Annotated in this window: 17 protein-coding genes and 1 pseudogene; all 18 read left to right on the plus strand. The window is 45.1% G+C overall.

The window, feature by feature from the left end; translation table 11 throughout:
- Positions 1–88 precede the first annotated feature (88 nt).
- The 18 genes and pseudogenes from D8791_RS02710 (at position 89) to D8791_RS02795 (ending at position 16,511) form a co-directional block, all read left to right on the plus strand.
- Positions 89–1,234: a tyrosine-type recombinase/integrase gene (locus D8791_RS02710; RefSeq protein WP_125446160.1), complete on the plus strand. Its 1,146-nt coding sequence runs from the start codon at positions 89–91 to the stop codon at positions 1,232–1,234.
- A 95-nt stretch (positions 1,235–1,329) separates the two neighbouring features.
- The gene (locus D8791_RS02715) at positions 1,330–1,566 is read left to right on the plus strand and encodes a DUF2829 domain-containing protein (protein WP_125446161.1); all 237 of its coding nucleotides are present in this window, start codon (positions 1,330–1,332) and stop codon (positions 1,564–1,566) included.
- Positions 1,559–2,257 (plus strand): 3-oxoacyl-ACP reductase, encoded by a 699-nt coding sequence (locus D8791_RS02720; protein WP_125446162.1) that lies wholly within the window; start codon positions 1,559–1,561, stop codon positions 2,255–2,257. The genes D8791_RS02715 and D8791_RS02720 overlap by 8 nt, the downstream gene beginning before the upstream one ends.
- 20 nt (positions 2,258–2,277) lie before the next feature.
- On the plus strand, positions 2,278–3,021 hold the full coding sequence (locus D8791_RS02725) for a GNAT family N-acetyltransferase (protein WP_125446163.1): 744 nt from the start codon (positions 2,278–2,280) through the stop codon (positions 3,019–3,021).
- Positions 3,018–3,211: pseudogene (locus D8791_RS02730) on the plus strand (DUF7716 domain-containing protein); the annotation flags it as partial. The gene D8791_RS02725 and the pseudogene D8791_RS02730, both read left to right, overlap by 4 nt.
- Before the next feature lie 185 nt (positions 3,212–3,396).
- Positions 3,397–4,782 (plus strand): amino acid permease, encoded by a 1,386-nt coding sequence (locus tag D8791_RS02735; RefSeq protein WP_185760539.1) that lies wholly within the window; start codon positions 3,397–3,399, stop codon positions 4,780–4,782.
- A gap of 145 nt (positions 4,783–4,927) precedes the next feature.
- Positions 4,928–5,461, plus strand: coding sequence for a DUF177 domain-containing protein (locus D8791_RS02740; protein ID WP_125371540.1), 534 nt, complete (start codon positions 4,928–4,930; stop codon positions 5,459–5,461).
- A 112-nt stretch (positions 5,462–5,573) separates the two neighbouring features.
- Positions 5,574–6,206: a guanylate kinase gene (gene gmk, locus D8791_RS02745; RefSeq protein ID WP_005590938.1), complete on the plus strand. Its 633-nt coding sequence runs from the start codon at positions 5,574–5,576 to the stop codon at positions 6,204–6,206.
- Positions 6,207–6,232: 26 nt separating this feature from the next.
- Positions 6,233–6,547, plus strand: a complete 315-nt coding sequence (rpoZ, locus tag D8791_RS02750; protein ID WP_005590937.1) for a DNA-directed RNA polymerase subunit omega — start codon at positions 6,233–6,235, stop codon at positions 6,545–6,547.
- 51 nt (positions 6,548–6,598) lie between these two features.
- Positions 6,599–9,004, plus strand: coding sequence for a primosomal protein N' (locus tag D8791_RS02755; RefSeq protein ID WP_125446165.1), 2,406 nt, complete (start codon positions 6,599–6,601; stop codon positions 9,002–9,004).
- 100 nt (positions 9,005–9,104) lie between these two features.
- A complete protein-coding gene (fmt, locus tag D8791_RS02760) occupies positions 9,105–10,043 on the plus strand; it encodes a methionyl-tRNA formyltransferase (RefSeq protein WP_125446166.1) in 939 nt (312 codons plus the stop codon).
- Positions 10,033–11,349: a 16S rRNA (cytosine(967)-C(5))-methyltransferase RsmB gene (rsmB, locus tag D8791_RS02765; protein WP_185760540.1), complete on the plus strand. Its 1,317-nt coding sequence runs from the start codon at positions 10,033–10,035 to the stop codon at positions 11,347–11,349. The genes fmt and rsmB overlap by 11 nt, the downstream gene beginning before the upstream one ends.
- Positions 11,350–11,367: 18 nt before the next feature.
- Complete coding sequence (locus D8791_RS02770; RefSeq protein ID WP_125373759.1) at positions 11,368–12,108, plus strand: Stp1/IreP family PP2C-type Ser/Thr phosphatase; 741 nt, start codon at positions 11,368–11,370, stop codon at positions 12,106–12,108.
- Positions 12,105–13,979, plus strand: coding sequence for a Stk1 family PASTA domain-containing Ser/Thr kinase (gene pknB / locus D8791_RS02775; protein WP_125446168.1), 1,875 nt, complete (start codon positions 12,105–12,107; stop codon positions 13,977–13,979). Before D8791_RS02770 ends, pknB begins: the two co-directional genes overlap by 4 nt.
- Positions 13,980–14,125: 146 nt before the next feature.
- Positions 14,126–14,614, plus strand: a complete 489-nt coding sequence (gene rimP, locus D8791_RS02780) for a ribosome maturation factor RimP (protein ID WP_185760541.1) — start codon at positions 14,126–14,128, stop codon at positions 14,612–14,614.
- A gap of 61 nt (positions 14,615–14,675) precedes the next feature.
- Positions 14,676–15,911, plus strand: a complete 1,236-nt coding sequence (gene nusA / locus D8791_RS02785; RefSeq protein WP_312023724.1) for a transcription termination factor NusA — start codon at positions 14,676–14,678, stop codon at positions 15,909–15,911.
- Positions 15,912–15,922: 11 nt separating this feature from the next.
- On the plus strand, positions 15,923–16,219 hold the full coding sequence (gene rnpM / locus D8791_RS02790; RefSeq protein WP_045498837.1) for an RNase P modulator RnpM: 297 nt from the start codon (positions 15,923–15,925) through the stop codon (positions 16,217–16,219).
- Complete coding sequence (locus D8791_RS02795; RefSeq protein ID WP_125446171.1) at positions 16,212–16,511, plus strand: YlxQ-related RNA-binding protein; 300 nt, start codon at positions 16,212–16,214, stop codon at positions 16,509–16,511. Before rnpM ends, D8791_RS02795 begins: the two co-directional genes overlap by 8 nt.

Consider the following 16,511-nt stretch of genomic DNA (forward strand, 5'->3'; position numbering starts at 1 on the left):
GGGTTCTTGTGACTCCTAGCATGATATAAACCTAATTCAATCTAAAATCTTTTTAATAACAGCTTGCCTGCTGATGGAAAGGTATATCATGAAAATAACAGAAGTCAAAAAGAAAGACGGTAGCAACGTGTACCGCGCAAGTGTCTATCTGGGAGTGGATCAGGTAACAGGGAAGAAAGTAAAGACCAGTATCACGGGACGAACAAGAAAAGAGGTCAAGAGCAAAGCCCAGCACGCGCAGCTTGACTTTAAAGTGAACGGGTCAACAGTTCATAAAACTGTACGGGTGAAGAATTATCAAGAATTGGCTGAGTTATGGCTAGAAAGTTACCGGCTGACTGTCAAACCCCAAACCTTCATAGCGACAGAAAGAATGGTGAATAGCTACTTAATCCCGGTTTTTGGAAAGATGAAATTGGATAAGCTGGCCGCTAGTTATATCCAGAGTTTCATCAATGACTTATCAAGTCGCTTGGTTCACTTTGGTGTGGTTCACTCGATAAACAGTCGTATCTTAAAATATGGCGTTTCACTGCAGCTTTTGCCATTCAACCCAGCGAGGGATATTATCCTGCCCAGGAAGCCAAAGCGTGAGAGTAAAGCAATCAAGTTTATCGCTCCGGAGGACTTGAAGTCTCTTTTAGGCTATATGGAGAAGCTGGCATTTAAAAAATACAGTCATTATTTTGATTATGTGCTGTATAGCTTACTGCTTGCGACTGGTTGTCGCTTTGGGGAAGCTGTGGCTCTGGAATGGTCTGATATTGACTTAGAGAATGCGACCATCAGCATATCAAAGAATTATAATAGGCTGGTGGATCTAGTAGGCCCGCCTAAAAGTAAAGCAGGGGTCAGAGTGATTAGCATTGACCGGAAAACAGTCAATATGCTGAAGCTCTACAAAAATAGGCAGCGACAACTATTCGTAGAAGATGGGGCGCGTGCTCCGTCTGTAGTATTTGCTATCCCGACCAAAGAATATCAGAATATGGCCACAAGGCAAGATTCTCTGGATAGACGCTGCAAAGAAATTGGAATACCCCGCTTTACCTTCCACGCCTTTCGCCACACTCACGCTAGTTTATTGCTCAACGCTGGTATCAGTTATAAAGAATTACAATACCGGTTAGGCCATGCTACCTTGGCTATGACCATGGACATCTATAGTCACCTATCCAAGGACAAAGAAAAAGAGGCTGTTTCATACTACGAAAAAGCCATAAATGACTTGTAAGTCCACAAAAAGGTGAACAAATTTAAAAACTACCTCATTTCAGAGGTTCATAAACCTTATCAAATCAAGGTTTATACACAATAAAGGAGAAAACCATGACATTTGAAGAAATTTTACCAGGCCTTAAGGTCAAGAAAAAATATGTGCGGACAGGCTGGGGTGGGGCAGAGAACTACGTCCAGCTCTTTGATACGATTGAGCAGAATGGTGTGGCTCTCGAGGTGACACCTTATTTCCTCATCAATGTTTCAGGCGAAGGGGAGGGCTTCTCCATGTGGAGTCCAACTCCTTGTGATGTCCTCGCGACAGATTGGGTGGAAGTGGATGACTAAGGCGGTACTAGTGACGGGAGCTAGCTCTGGTATCGGTCGAGCTCAGGCTCTGACCTTTTTGGAAAATGGCTACCGCGTTTATGGGGTGGACAAGAGTGAAAATCCGGGGTTTCTAAATGAACTACGTTTTTTTAAAATGGATTTGACAGAGGATTTGACACCACTTTTCACTAGCTTGCCTGAGGTGGACATTCTCTGTAATACGGCCGGTATTTTGGACGATTATCGTCCCTTGCACGAGACCAGCGACGAGGACTGGGAGCAGATTTTTGCTCTCAATCTGACCGCTACCATGAAAATCACCCGCTTTTACCTGCAGAAAATGCTGGAGAAAAAGTCTGGTATCATCATTAATATGTGCTCGATTGCTAGCTTTCTGGCTGGCGGCGGCGGTGCTGCTTATACAGCCTCTAAGCATGCTCTGGCTGGCCTGACCAAGCAGATAGCCTTGGACTATGCGGATCAAAATATCCAAGTTTTTGGCTTGGCGCCAGGCGCTGTTAAGACAGCCATGACTGCTGCGGATTTTGAGCCAGGTGGACTGGCAGACTGGGTTGCTGAGGAAACGCCGATCAAGCGCTGGCTGGATCCTCAGGAAGTGGCTGATGTCAGCCTATTTCTAGCCAGTGGTAAGGCAGCTGCTATGCAGGGCGAGATTATCAAAATCGACGGTGGTTGGAGCTTGAAGTAAGTGAATGAAGGATGCGAACAATGAAAAAAGCTAAGAACCTTTTCCAATCCTGGACTAAAAATATGGTACTTTACGGTTTGGATGCTAGTCTAGGGCAGTTCTTTATGAATGCGCCTGAGACATCCTGCCTTTACCAACTAGGAAATTTCATCTTTCCGTCTGGTCAGGTGGATCCGAATTTGTGGCAGGAATTTAGCAAAAAATATAGTTTAGCTGACAAGGTCATTATCTCCGAGGAGTCCAGCTGGCAAGAGTTTCTGGATGGTCAGAGTGAGCTGGGCCAGTTTACTCGCTATGCTTTTGCGGACAAGGTTGCCTTTGACACAGATGCTTTGGAGAAATGGCAGCGCAGGCTACCAGCAAACTACCATCTTTGTCCGATTGATGAGGAGAGTTATGAGCGTTTGGCTGAGGAAGCCTGGTCTCAAGATTTGCAGGGTGATTTTTCCGGTTTTGACCATTTTCAAGCGGCGGGTGGCTTTGGCTTTTTACTTTATTCAGGAGAGGACATCATCGCTGGCGTATCGACAGGATTGGTCTATCATGGAGCTTTTGAGATTGAAATTGCTACCAGGCCAGCCTACCAAAGGCAGGGCTTGGCCAAAATCTTGGGTGCCCAGATGATTTTAGAAGCTCAAAAACGCTCACTCTTTCCTCTATTGGATGCGCACAATGAAGCCTCCAAAAAGGTCGCAGAAAGCTTGGGCTATCAGTGCCTAGGAGATTATCCGGCTTATGAATGGAAAGGGACTTTTGACCAATGAAGAAAAACCAAACCTATTTCTTAAAAGACATCGTTGAGGCTGTAAAATCGGAAGATCTAGATGATGATTTTTGTTTGTATGATAAGGATACGGGAGAACGGAATTTCCAAGCCAGCAATTTGTTTGCTGATTATCGACAAGTGTGGATGACAGGGATGTTTATCCTAGACAAGTAAGGGAGTTAGAGCTAGGAGTCTCTTTATAAGAACAACACACAATGTTTTTATCCTATCTGTTATAAATGATTCTACTAGACTATGAATCTGGCTTTTTTACATAAACTTTCTAGAGTAAATGTTTAGATAAAATAAAAAAATCTAGCAGAATTGTCTGAATTGTGATACAATAAAGCGATTTGTGAAAGGAAATGATCGAATGAGTGAAAATGAGTTGAAAAACAACGAAAAAACAGAAAAGAACGGGATGGAACGCGGCTTACAAAATCGGCATGTTCAGATTATAGCCATTGCTGGAACCATCGGCACGGGTCTTTTCTTGGGGGCGGGGCGCTCGATTAGTCTGACTGGTCCGTCTATCATCTTGATTTACATGCTGACGGGTCTTTTCATGTATCTGATGATGCGGGCGATTGGGGAAATGCTCTATTATGACCCTGACCAGCATACCTTTATCAACTTTATTACCAAATATTTGGGAACTGGCTGGGGGTATTTTTCTGGTTGGTCCTACTGGATTTCTCTGATTTTTATCGGAATGGCTGAGATTACGGCTGTTGCCCAGTATGTGCAGTACTGGTTTCCTGACTGGCCAGCTTGGATGATTCAGCTTGTCTTTCTAGCCCTTCTTAGCTTGGTCAATCTGATAGCGGTTCGAGTTTTCGGTGAGGTCGAATTTTGGTTTGCTATGATAAAGATTGTAGCTATTATTGCTTTGATTGCAACGGCTGTCTTTATGGTATTGACAGGCTTTGAAACGCCTCACGGAGTAGCTAGTCTTGGGAATATTGGCCGAGGTTTTCAGCTTTTCCCTAATGGCTTTGTAAGTTTTGTCATGGCTTTCCAGATGGTCTTCTTTGCCTATCAGGCCATTGAATTTATCGGGATTACCACTTCTGAAACGGCTAATCCACGGGCGGTCTTGCCAAAGGCCATCAAAGAAATTCCTTTGCGGATTGTCTTGTTTTACGGGGGTTCTCTCCTTGCCATTATGGCCATCATTCCTTGGGAAAAACTAGCAACGGCTGACTCTCCCTTTGTTATCGTTTTTAAGTTAGCTGGGCTCAAATGGGCGGCAGCCTTGATTAACTTCGTGGTTCTGACCTCAGCGGCCTCCGCGCTGAACTCGACCCTTTACTCAACAGGTCGCCATTTGTATCAGATTGCCCATGATACGCCCAATCCTTTTCTTGAGAAAATAGGAGCTGGGAAGTTATCTCGGCAAAATGTTCCGCAGAATGCGATTTTGGCTTCGGCGGCTGTCATTGCCTTTGCAGCCTTCATCAAGATTCTGCCGGGAGTGTCAGATTCCTTTGCACTGATTACAGCTTCCTCATCTGGTGTCTACATCGCCATCTATGGTTTGACCATGCTGGCCCACCTCAAATATCGTAAGTCACCAGATTTTATGGCAGATGGTTATCTTATGCCAGCTTACAAGTTTCTCAATCCTTTGACTATGCTCTTCTTTGCCTTTGTCTTTGTTACTCTTTTCTTACAAAAGTCAACGGTAGTGGGAGCAATCGGATCAGCTGTTTGGATCATCGTCTTTGGTCTTTACAGCCAGTTCAAATTCCGAAAATAACCCCTTTGTAGGAAAAACATGTTTTCTCTCAGTCTAGCTGGCTGAGAGATTTTCTTTTTAGTTGTTTCATTGGCTGTTTGGGGTATAGGTATTTGGTCGAGAAAATGATATAATGAAGAAAGAAATAATATAAAACGAGGCTGAAATGTTAAATATTCAAGAAATTAAGAAGAATGCTGGCGGCTTGCAGTTTGATCAAGAGTTTGATTTGGCGCAAGAGCTACAAGAGCGTAATCGTGAAGTGTTAGATATCCAGAAGATCGTGGCCAGAGGTCAGGCTCAGTATGAAAATGGGCTTTATTTTTTGGATTACACCTTGACCTACAAGATTACCCTTGCTTCTAGTCGCAGTATGGCTCCAGTTGATAGGGAGGAAGCCTACACGGTTCATGAAGTCTTTGCTTCTGTCGAAGATGGCTCTGTACAAAAAGATTTGCTGGAAGATGATTTGGTTCTACCATTTGAGGGAGATGTGATCGATCTGGCAGCCAGTGTGGCGGACAATATTTTACTTCATATTCCGCTAAAAGTTTTGACTCCTGAAGAGGAAGCTGGTGCGAGTATGCCTACGGGAAATGACTGGCAGGTGCTGACGGAGGAAGACTACCAAAAGCAGCAAATGGAGAAGAAAGAAGCCAATAGTCCTTTCGCTAGTCTTCAAGGCTTATTTGATGAATAAAAGCGTCTAAAATCTAGCAGAATTCTGGAGGATTATCAAGGAAATCTCTTTGAATCTTCTTGAAATATGAGCGCAATTTTGTTACACTAGATAGAAAGACTGTGAAGGAGATATGATGACAGAACGAGGCTTGTTAATTGTCTTTTCTGGGCCCTCAGGTGTTGGGAAAGGAACAGTAAGACGGGAAATTTTTGAGAGTACGGACAATCAGTTTCAGTATTCTGTATCTATGACGACTCGTCCGCAGCGTCCTGGAGAAGTTGATGGTGTTGATTATTTCTTTCGCACTCGTGAAGAGTTTGAGGAGTTGATCCGTCAAGGGCAGATGCTCGAGTATGCAGAGTATGTTGGCAATTATTACGGGACTCCACTCACTTATGTCAATGAGACCTTGGATAAGGGGATAGATGTTTTCTTGGAAATCGAAGTTCAAGGAGCACTCCAAGTCAAGAAAAAAGTGCCCGATGCTGTGTTTATCTTTCTGACTCCGCCAGACTTGGAAGAGCTGAAAGACCGTTTGGTTGGCCGTGGTACAGACAGTGCAGACGTTATTGCTCAGCGGATTGAGAAAGCAAAAGAAGAAATTGCCTTGATGCGAGAGTATGACTACGCTATTGTCAACGACCAAGTGCCTTTGGCAGCCGAACGTGTGAAACGTGTGATTGAAGCCGAGCATTTTCGTGTGGACCGTGTTATCGGTCACTATCAAGACATGCTTCCTAAGGATGAAGCAGTCGTCCGTTAATAAAGTTAGAAATTAGGTAAATAGTTATGATGTTAAAACCGTCTATTGATACCTTGTTGGACAAGGTACCGTCAAAATATTCTTTGGTTATCTTAGAAGCTAAGCGTGCCCATGAGCTAGAAGCTGGTGCTAAGCCAACTCAGGACTTCAAGTCAGTGAAATCAACGCTACGTGCTTTGGAAGAAATTGAATCTGGTAATGTTGTGATTCATCCAGATCCAGAAGGAAAACGCGAAGCAGTTCGCCGTCGTGCGGAAGAAGAACGTTTGCGTAAAGAAGAAGAAGAGCGCAAGATCAAAGAACAAATTGCCAAAGAAAAAGAAGAGGGTGAGAAAATTTAAGGTTGGGGTTACTCAATCTTATTTTTCGTTTAGGGAAAGCGGGGTGAGAGTGTGAAAGTTGCCAAGGTTATTGTCGATGTTCCTCTGATGCAGACGGACAAACCGTATAGCTATGCGGTTCCAGAGGAGTTTTCAGGAATGCTGGAAGCTGGGATGCGGGTGCATGTGCCTTTTGGTAAGGGCGGTCGGTTGATTCAGGGGCTGATTGTTGGCTTAGCCGATGAGGAAGCTGAAGATTTGGCTGGCCATATCGGAGAATTGAAAGATATTGCAGAAGTTCTTGATTTTAGACCAGTTCTCAATGCGGAGCAGCTCTGGTTAGCTGACCAGTTGCGCCAGTCTGTCTTTTCCTATAAAATTTCCATCCTGAAGGCCATGTTGCCAAGTCTTCTTAATTCCAGCTATGACAAGTTGCTTTATCCAACGGAGCAGCTCTCGGTTGAGGAGCGGCAGGCCATTTTCGATCAGGAAGCTAGTCTTCGTTTTTCTGATTTGGATAAGAAAAGTCAGTCTAAGCTCATGCGCTTGACTCAGGCTGGTAAGATTCGCTTGGAATACCAAGCGACGGACCGTAAGCATATCAAGACAGAAATTTGGTATCAGGTGGATAGAGAGAAATTGACTCAGTTTCTGCCTTCTACTCGAGCGAAAAAGCAGCAGGAACTTCAGACTTATCTGCTGGAAAATCCGCAATCAGGTCTTCTCAAAGATTTACGCAAGCTCTTTTCGCCTGCAGTGGTCAACATTTTCTTAGAAAAGGAGCTTCTCCATACAGAGGAGAGAGAGGTCAGCCGGTCTGCAGCGCATTTCCAAAAGGAGCGACAGGATAAAAAACTGCTTCTCAATGAGGAGCAGGCAGCCGCGGTCACTGCGATTTGTCAAAAAATCGGCCAAGCTGACGCTCAGCCCGTTTTGCTAGAAGGAGTGACGGGGAGTGGCAAGACCGAGGTTTATCTCAAGGTGATTGAGGAGGCTCTAATCCAAGGAAAGACCGCGATTATGCTGGTGCCGGAAATTTCCCTGACTCCTCAAGTGACCGATCATTTTATCTCGCGCTTTGGTAACAAGGTAGCTATTTTGCATTCTGGTCTATCTGATGGTGAGAAGTACGATGAGTGGCGCAAGGTGGAGCGAGGAGAAGCTCAGGTCGTTGTTGGTGCTCGTTCGGCCATCTTTGCCCCCTTGACAAATATCGGAGCCATCATCATTGACGAGGAGCATGAGTCTTCCTACAAGCAGGATTCCAATCCTCGCTACCATGCCAGAGAGGTTGCTCTCCTGCGAGCTCGTTACAATCAAGCTGTTTTAGTGCTGGGTTCGGCGACTCCGAGTTTGGAAAGCAGGGCCAGAGCCAGCCGAGGAGTCTATGACTTTTTGCAGCTGACCAAGCGGGCCAATCCGCTGGCGCAGATTCCTCAGGTTCAAGTGGTAGACTTCCGAGATTACATCGGGCAAAATGAAGCTAGTAATTTCACTCCAGTCTTGCTAGAAGCTATTCAGGATCGTCTGAATAAGGGTGAGCAGACGGTTCTCATGCTCAATAGGCGAGGTTATTCCAGCTTTGTCATGTGTCGGGAATGCGGCACGGTGGACACCTGTCCCAACTGTGATATTTCTCTGACCCTGCATATGGATACCAAGACCATGAACTGCCACTACTGCGGCTTCACCAAGGACATTCCGCAAACCTGTCCTAATTGTGCTAGTCGCAGCATTCGCTACTATGGTACGGGAACGCAGAAGGCCTATGATGAGCTGACGACTCTCTTTCCAGAGGCTCGCATTCTGCGCATGGATGTGGATACGACCCGTAAGAAAGGCAGTCACGAAGAAATCCTAGAGGCCTTTGGTCAGGGGCAGGCAGATATTCTGCTGGGAACTCAGATGATTGCCAAGGGCTTGGATTTTCCTAATGTGACCTTGGTCGGTGTCCTCAATGCGGATACAGCTCTAAATCTGCCAGATTTTCGCTCTTCAGAACGAACTTTTCAGCTGCTAACTCAGGTAGCAGGTCGGGCAGGTCGGGCTGAAAAAGCTGGACAAGTCTTTATCCAGTCTTACAACCCGCATCACTATGCCATTGACTTTGCCAGAAAGCAGGACTACGAAGGCTTCTACGCTTATGAAATGGGAATCCGTCGGCAGTTGGGCTATCCTCCTTATTACTATACAGTCGGGCTGACCCTATCACACAAGGATGAGGAAACGGTAGTCAAGAAATCTTATCAGGTCATGGATATTTTACGGAGTGGCCTATCGGACAAGGTGCAAATTTTGGGTCCCACACCCAAACCAATTGCCCGAACCCACAATCTCTACCACTATCAGATTTTACTTAAGTATCGCTTTGAGGATGACCTGCAAGCTACGCTCAATCGGGTCTTGGAACTAACGCAGCAAGCGGAAAACAAGGACCTGCGACTCAGTATTGATAATGAACCCCAGAATTTTATCTGATGGCAAAAGTGAGCGAGAGCTGTCAGCTTTGCTCGCTTTTTTGATATAATAGAAAGAAAAACAGTCGCAGGTGACAGGTTTCTGCGACAGATTTGAGGAAATGACAGTGAAATTAATTTTTATGGGAACGCCTGACTTTTCAGCAACGGTCTTAAAAGGCCTACTGGAAAGCGAACAATATGAAATTTTAGCGGTGGTTACTCAACCAGACCGAGCGGTGGGGCGCAAAAAGGAAATCCGCATGACACCGGTCAAGGAAGTGGCTTTAGCCAACAGCTTGCCAGTTTACCAACCAGAAAAGTTGGCTAAAAGCGCGGACTTGGAAGAGCTTATGAACTTAGGAGCTGACGGCATCGTGACAGCAGCCTTTGGACAATTTCTGCCTAGCCGTTTGCTGGACAGTGTTAACTTCGCAGTGAATGTCCATGCCTCTCTCTTGCCAAAATACCGTGGCGGAGCGCCTATTCATTATGCCTTGATAAATGGCGACCAAGAAGCGGGTGTGACCATTATGGAGATGGTCAAGGAGATGGATGCTGGTGATATGATTGCCAGTCGAGCAACAGCCATTGAAGAGTCTGATAATGTCGGAACTCTCTTTGAAAAATTAGCTGTGATTGGCCGCGATCTTCTTTTAGAAGTCTTGCCAGCCTATGTAGCGGGAGAGATTCAAGCCCAGCCTCAGGATCCAGAGTTGGTGACTTTTTCACCGAATATCAGCCCAGAGCAAGAGCGGATTGATTGGACAAAGACCAGTCGTCAGATTTTCAATCAGGTTCGGGGCATGAATCCTTGGCCGGTGGCCCATACCCTTTTAGCTGGTCAGCGCTTCAAAATTTACGAGGTTAGCCAAGTAAAAGGCAGCGGTCGTCCAGGTGAAATCTTGACAATCAATAAGAAAGAATTGGTGGTCGCGGCGGGTCAGGGAGCCCTTTCTCTAAAGATGGTGCAGCCATTCGGCAAGCCTAAGATGGACATCAAGGACTTTCTTAACGGTCTGGGCCGGAACTTAGCGGTAGGTGATGAATTTGGAAAGTAAGCAAAAAAGAGCCCGCGAGCTTGCTCTGGAAATCCTGAAAGAAGTCTTTGAAGAAGGAGCTTATTCCAATATTGCCCTCAACAAGGCTCTGAAACAGAGTGCTCTCAGTTCAGCTGATAAAAGCTTGGTTACGGAGCTGATCTATGGAACAGTCGCTCGCAAAATTACTCTGGAATGGCAACTGGCTCATTGGGTGGAAGACAGGGATAAACTAGATAACTGGCTTTATATTCTGCTTGAGCTCAGCCTCTACCAGATGCTCTATCTGGATAAAATCCCCCAGCACGCTGTCGTCAATGAAGCTGTTGAGATTGCCAAAGGCCGCAAGCGTGGTAGTGAAAAATATGTCAATGCCATCCTGCGGAAAATCGAGCGGGAAGGCGCAGCTGATCCGACTACTATCAACCGCAAGAACAAGCGCTACTCAGTCCAGTATTCTCTGCCGGTCTGGATGGTCAAGGTGTTGATTGACGAATACGGGGAAGAACGCGCGGAAGCCATCTTTGCTAGTCTCTTTGAGCGCAACAAGGCCAGCATTCGAGTGACGGATGTGGCTCGAAAGGAAGAAATTAAAGCAGTTTTGGGTGCGGACGATTCGCTCTTGGCTCCTTCAGCTTTGGTCAAGAAACAAGGCCATTTTGCTGGTCATGAATTCTTTGAAAAAGGCTTGATTACTATTCAAGACGAGTCTAGTCAGCTGGTTGCTCCAACCTTGCATATTGAAGGGAATGAGCAGATTCTGGATGCCTGCAGTGCGCCAGGTGGGAAGGCTGTGCACATGGCTTCCTATCTGACGAGTGGTCAGATTACAGCCTTGGATCTTTACGACCATAAGCTGGACTTGATTCGCCAAAATGCAGAACGTCTAGGCTTGGCAGATAAAATCACCACTAAAAAACTGGATGCGACCAAGGTATTTGAGACTTTTGGTTCAAATGCATTTGATAAAATCCTAGTGGACGCTCCCTGCTCTGGTATCGGCTTGATTCGCCGCAAACCAGATATTAAGTACAATAAGGAAAACGCTGATTTTGAAAATTTACAAAAAATTCAGCTGGATATATTAGACAGCGTTTGTCAAAGTCTACGTAAAGGTGGTATAATAACTTATAGTACTTGCACGATTGTGTCTGCAGAGAATTTTGATGTAGTCAAGAAATTTCTAGAAAGACACCCAAATTTTGAGCAAGTTAGACTAGAACATGAAAGAGAAGATATCGTGAAAGACGGCTGTATCTTGATTACGCCGGAATTATACGGAAGCGATGGATTTTTTATCAGTCAATTTAGGAAGATATCGGACTAAGAGGAGGAAACTGACAGTATGGAAATTTCAATATTAACAGATGTTGGTCAAAAGCGGACAAATAATCAAGATTATGCCAATCTTTTTGTAAATCGGGCTGGCAAGACCATGATTATCTTGGCCGATGGTATGGGTGGCCACAGAGCTGGTAACATTGCCAGCGAAATGGCTGTAACAGACCTGGGTGCTGCATGGGTTGATACTCAGATTGACTCAGTGAACCAAGTCCGTGAATGGTTTGCAGAGCATTTGGAACAAGAAAATCAGCGCATCCACCAATTTGGTCAGGACGAGGAATACAAGGGTATGGGCACGACGCTAGAAGCCTTAGCCATTATTGATAATCAAGCTATCTATGCTCATATTGGTGATTCTCGAATTGGCTTGATTCGCGGTGAGGAATATAGCCAATTAACCAGTGACCATTCACTTGTTAATGCTTTGCTCAAGGCTGGACAGATTACACAAGAAGAGGCAGAACGCCATCCGCAGAAGAATATTATCACTCAATCTATCGGTCAAAAAGACGAAGTGCAGCCTGATTACGGCATGATCACATTAGAAGCTGGTGATTACCTTCTGCTCAATAGTGACGGTCTGACTAATATGATTTCAGACAGCGAAATTTATGATATTGTCACCAGCGATATCAGCCTATCTGAAAAAACTGAAACCTTAATTCGCTTTGCCAACAATGCTGGAGGGCTGGATAATATCACAGTTGCTCTGGTTCGTTTTGACAAGGAGGAACAGGAATGATTCAAATCGGCAAGATCTTTGCCGGGCGATATAAAATCATCAAACAGATTGGCCGTGGAGGCATGGCAGATGTCTATCTGGCGCGAGATCTGATACTTGATGGTGAGGAAGTTGCTGTAAAGGTTCTTAGAACCAATTATCAGACAGATCCTATTGCAGTTGCCCGCTTCCAAAGAGAAGCCAAAGCAATGGCGGACTTGGATCATCCTTACATTGTCCGGATTTCCGATATTGGAGAAGAAGATGGTCAGCAATATCTGGCCATGGAATATGTGTCTGGGCTTGACCTCAAACGCTACATCAAAGAAAATTCTCCACTTTCAAACGAAGAAGCAGTCAGAATCATGGGGCAAATCCTACTGGCTATGCGCCTGGCGCATACACGCGGGATTGTCCACCGTGATCTAAAACCACAAAATGTCCTCTTGACACCAGATGGCGATGCTAAGGTAACAGACTTTGGGATTGCCGTGGCTTTCGCAGAGACCAGCCTGACTCAGACCAATTCGATGCTGGGGTCGGTGCATTATCTTTCGCCAGAGCAGGCGCGTGGTTCTAAAGCTACTGTTCAGAGCGACATTTATGCCATGGGGATTGTTTTCTATGAGATGCTGACAGGGCATATCCCTTATGACGGAGATAGTGCTGTAACGATTGCTTTGCAGCATTTCCAAAAGCCTCTGCCTTCAATCATCGCAGAAAATCCGAATGTCCCTCAGGCCTTGGAAAATGTGGTCATTAAGGCGACGGCTAAAAAGCTGAGCGATCGCTATCAATCCGTTGCAGAGATGTATGTTGATTTGTCCAGTAGCTTATCTTATGACCGTCGAAATGAAAAGAAACTGGTCTTTGATGATGGGGCAAAGGCAGATACTAAAATTTTGCCAAAAGTTCCTCCAATTCCTCAGTCAGCTCCAAGTCCTGTCGCAGAAGCAGTGGCTCCTAAAGCTACGGCTGATGTGAAGAGAGAGGCCCCTGTTTTAAAAGCTCCAGTCAAGAAGCCGAAAAAACGCCATTTGAGAGCTAGATACAAGGTTATGTTCTTAGCCATTCTCTTGGTTTTTGCAGCCTTCTTCTTCTTGCTCTATAAAAGTCCTGCCAATACTACGGTACCAGATGTAGCAGGTCAAACAGTGGCGGAAGCCCGTTCGACCATTACTGCTAAAGGCCTCGAAGTAGGGGAAATCAAAGAAGACTACAGTGACAATGTGGCAGAAGGCAAGGTCATCAAGACAGATCCGCCAGTAAATAGCCAGCGTCGGGAAAATAGTAAAGTGGATTTGATTGTCTCTAAAGGCTCAAAAACCTTTACGGTAGAAAACTATGTTGGTCAAAAATCTTCTGAAGCGGTCGAACATCTGAAGAGCACCTACAATATCCCTGAAAAGCTAATCAAGATTGTAGAAGAAGAGAATTCTGATGTTGAAGAGGGAGTTGTTATCAGCCAGACACCGGCTGCAGGTTCTTCTTACGATGTGACATCAAACAAACAGATTACCCTGACAGTGGCTAAAACGGTGACTAGGGTTGAAATGCCAGACTTCGGTCATCTCCAAGTTTCCTATGCCTATGCACGGGCTTATCTGATGGAGATGGGAATTTCTGCGTCTCGAATTGAGCGTGTTATCGATCGTTCTGTAGAGTCAAGTCAAGCTGATTTGGTGACATCCCAGTCTCCAGCAGCTGGACAAAGTATCAAATTGAAATCAAATACCAAGATTACTTTCTACGTAACAGATGGCACAGTCACTAGCTCTTCTAGTTCAAGTGAGCGAACACAACCATCATCCTCTTCAAGCAGCACGAGTGAGGAGGAAAGTCACTCGAGCTCTTCGAGCAGCTCTACAACCGCATCGACGAGCCATCAGTGAGGCAGCTAGTTGCAGAGATCTTATCGAGTCTATTTTAGGCTTTGTAGATAAATAAAAGCGTATCCCTTGATTTTCAAGGCAGACTATGCTATAATCATCTTAGTAAATATGAAAGAGAGGCGAGGAAATATCTTCGCCTCTTGTCTGTGAGGAGGTGCAGTCTTATCGCAACGATTGTTGAATTAGTAAGAGAAGTCATTGAGCCAGCCATCCAAGAACCTTATGAATTGGTGGATATTGAGTATGGAAAGATGGGCGGTGACCATGTTCTCAGTGTTTTTGTAGACAAGCCCGAGGGGATTACGGTCAACGATACAGCAGATTTGACCGATATTATCAGTCCTCTGTTGGACTCTATCAAGCCAGATCCTTTTCCTGACCAGTATTTTCTGGAGGTGACCAGTCCAGGCTTGGAGCGCCCGCTCAAGACCAAGGAAGCTGTGGCAGCTGCAGTCGGCAGTTATATCCATGTCAGCCTTTATAAGGCACTGGATAAAAACAAGGTTTTTGAAGGAACTCTACTTGGATTTGAAGATGATGTTTTGCTTATGGAATATATGGACAAAACACGCAAAAAAGAAGTTGAAATTCCATATAGTCTAGTGTCAAAAGCAAGATTGGCCGTTAAATTTTAATAACAAATCGCAATATTAATGAAGAAAGGAATACTTTTGCTTCAGCAAAAGTTACATGAAGATGAGTAAAGAAATGCTAGAGGCCTTCCGTATTTTGGAAGAGGACAAAGGTATTAAAAAAGAAGATATTATCGAAGCAGTGACAGAATCCCTTCGCTCTGCTTATCGTCGTCGCTACGGTCAGGCAGACAGCGCAGCCATTGAGTTTAATGAAAAAACAGGTGATTTCCATGTCTATACTGTCCGTGAAGTCGTGGACGAGGTCTTTGACAGCCGCTTGGAAATCAGTCTCAAGGACGCCTTGGCTATCAGTTCTGCCTATGAGTTGGGAGATAAGATCAAGTTTGAAGAAGCGCCAGCTGAATTTGGCCGGGTAGCAGCTCAATCTGCCAAGCAGACCATCATGGAAAAGATGCGCAAACAAACTCGTGCCATCACATACAATACCTACAAAGAACATGAAAATGAAATCATGTCAGGAACAGTGGAGCGCTTTGATAATCGCTTTATCTATGTCAATCTTGGTAGCATCGAAGCGCAACTATCGAAGCAAGACCAGATTCCTGGTGAGGTCTTTGCCTCTCATGACCGCATCGAGGTATTTGTCTACAAAGTAGAAGACAATCCGCGTGGTGTCAATGTCTTCGTTAGCCGTAGTCATCCAGAAATGATCAAGCGCCTGATGGAGCAGGAAATTCCTGAGGTTTACGACGGAACTGTTGAAATCATGAGCGTGTCTCGTGAAGCGGGCGATCGGACCAAGGTAGCGGTTCGCAGTCACAATCCAAACGTGGATGCGATCGGAACCATCGTCGGACGTGGTGGTGCCAATATCAAGAAGATTACCAGCAAATTCCACCCAGCCAAATACGATACCAAAAGTGGCCGTATGATTCCGACTGAGGAAAATATCGATGTCATCGAATGGGTTGCCGATCCAGCAGAGTACATCTACAATGCCATTGCTCCAGCTGAGGTCGATCAAGTTATTTTCCATGCTGAAGACAATAAGCGAGCTTTGGTTGTTGTGCCAGATAATAAACTTTCTCTGGCTATCGGTCGTCGTGGTCAAAACGTTCGCTTGGCAGCTCATTTGACTGGCTTTAGAATTGATATCAAGTCAGCCAGCGAATTTGAAGCAATGGAAGCAGCCAACGAGCTTGGTGGATTTGGCCAAGATTACGTACCAGCCGAAGTAGATGCTCCTTCAGCAGAATTTGAAGCGGAAGAGCTGAATGATACAGAAGTGGCAACTGAAATCGAACTCGAAGAAAGTGAAGCAGTAGCCACAGAATAAGGGAGGCAGATATGGCAAAAACAAGAAAAATCCCTTTAAGAAAATCAGTTGTATCAAATGAAGTGATTGACAAGCGTGATCTGTTGCGCATCGTCAAGAATAAAGAAGGTCAGGTCTTCATTGATCCGACAGGCAAGGCCAATGGGCGGGGCGCTTATATCAAGCTAGATAATGAAGAAGCTCAGCAAGCCAAGAAAAAACGGGTATTTAACCGTAGTTTCAGTATGGAAGTAGAAGAAAGCTTCTACGACGAGCTGATTGCCTATGTCGATCACAAGGTCAAGAGAAGAGAGTTGGGTCTTGAATAAAGAAAAACTAGCAAACTTGCTGGGTTTGGCCCAGCGGGCTGGCCGCATCATTTCAGGAGAAGAATTGGTCGTTAAAGCCATCCAAGAAGGAAAGGTTCATCTGATCTTTCTAGCTGAGGATGCCGGACCAAATCTGACGAAAAAAATGACTGATAAAAGCCATTATTACAAGATAGAAGTGTCAACCGTGTTTTCAACACTGGAATTAAGCACTGCGATTGGCAAAGCTCGTAAAGTAGCCGCCATCACAGATGCTGGTTTTACAAAGAAAATGAGGTCTCTTATGCAATAG

The sequence above is a fragment of the Streptococcus cristatus genome (assembly GCF_003943515.1).
GTDB lineage: Bacteria > Bacillota > Bacilli > Lactobacillales > Streptococcaceae > Streptococcus > Streptococcus cristatus_D.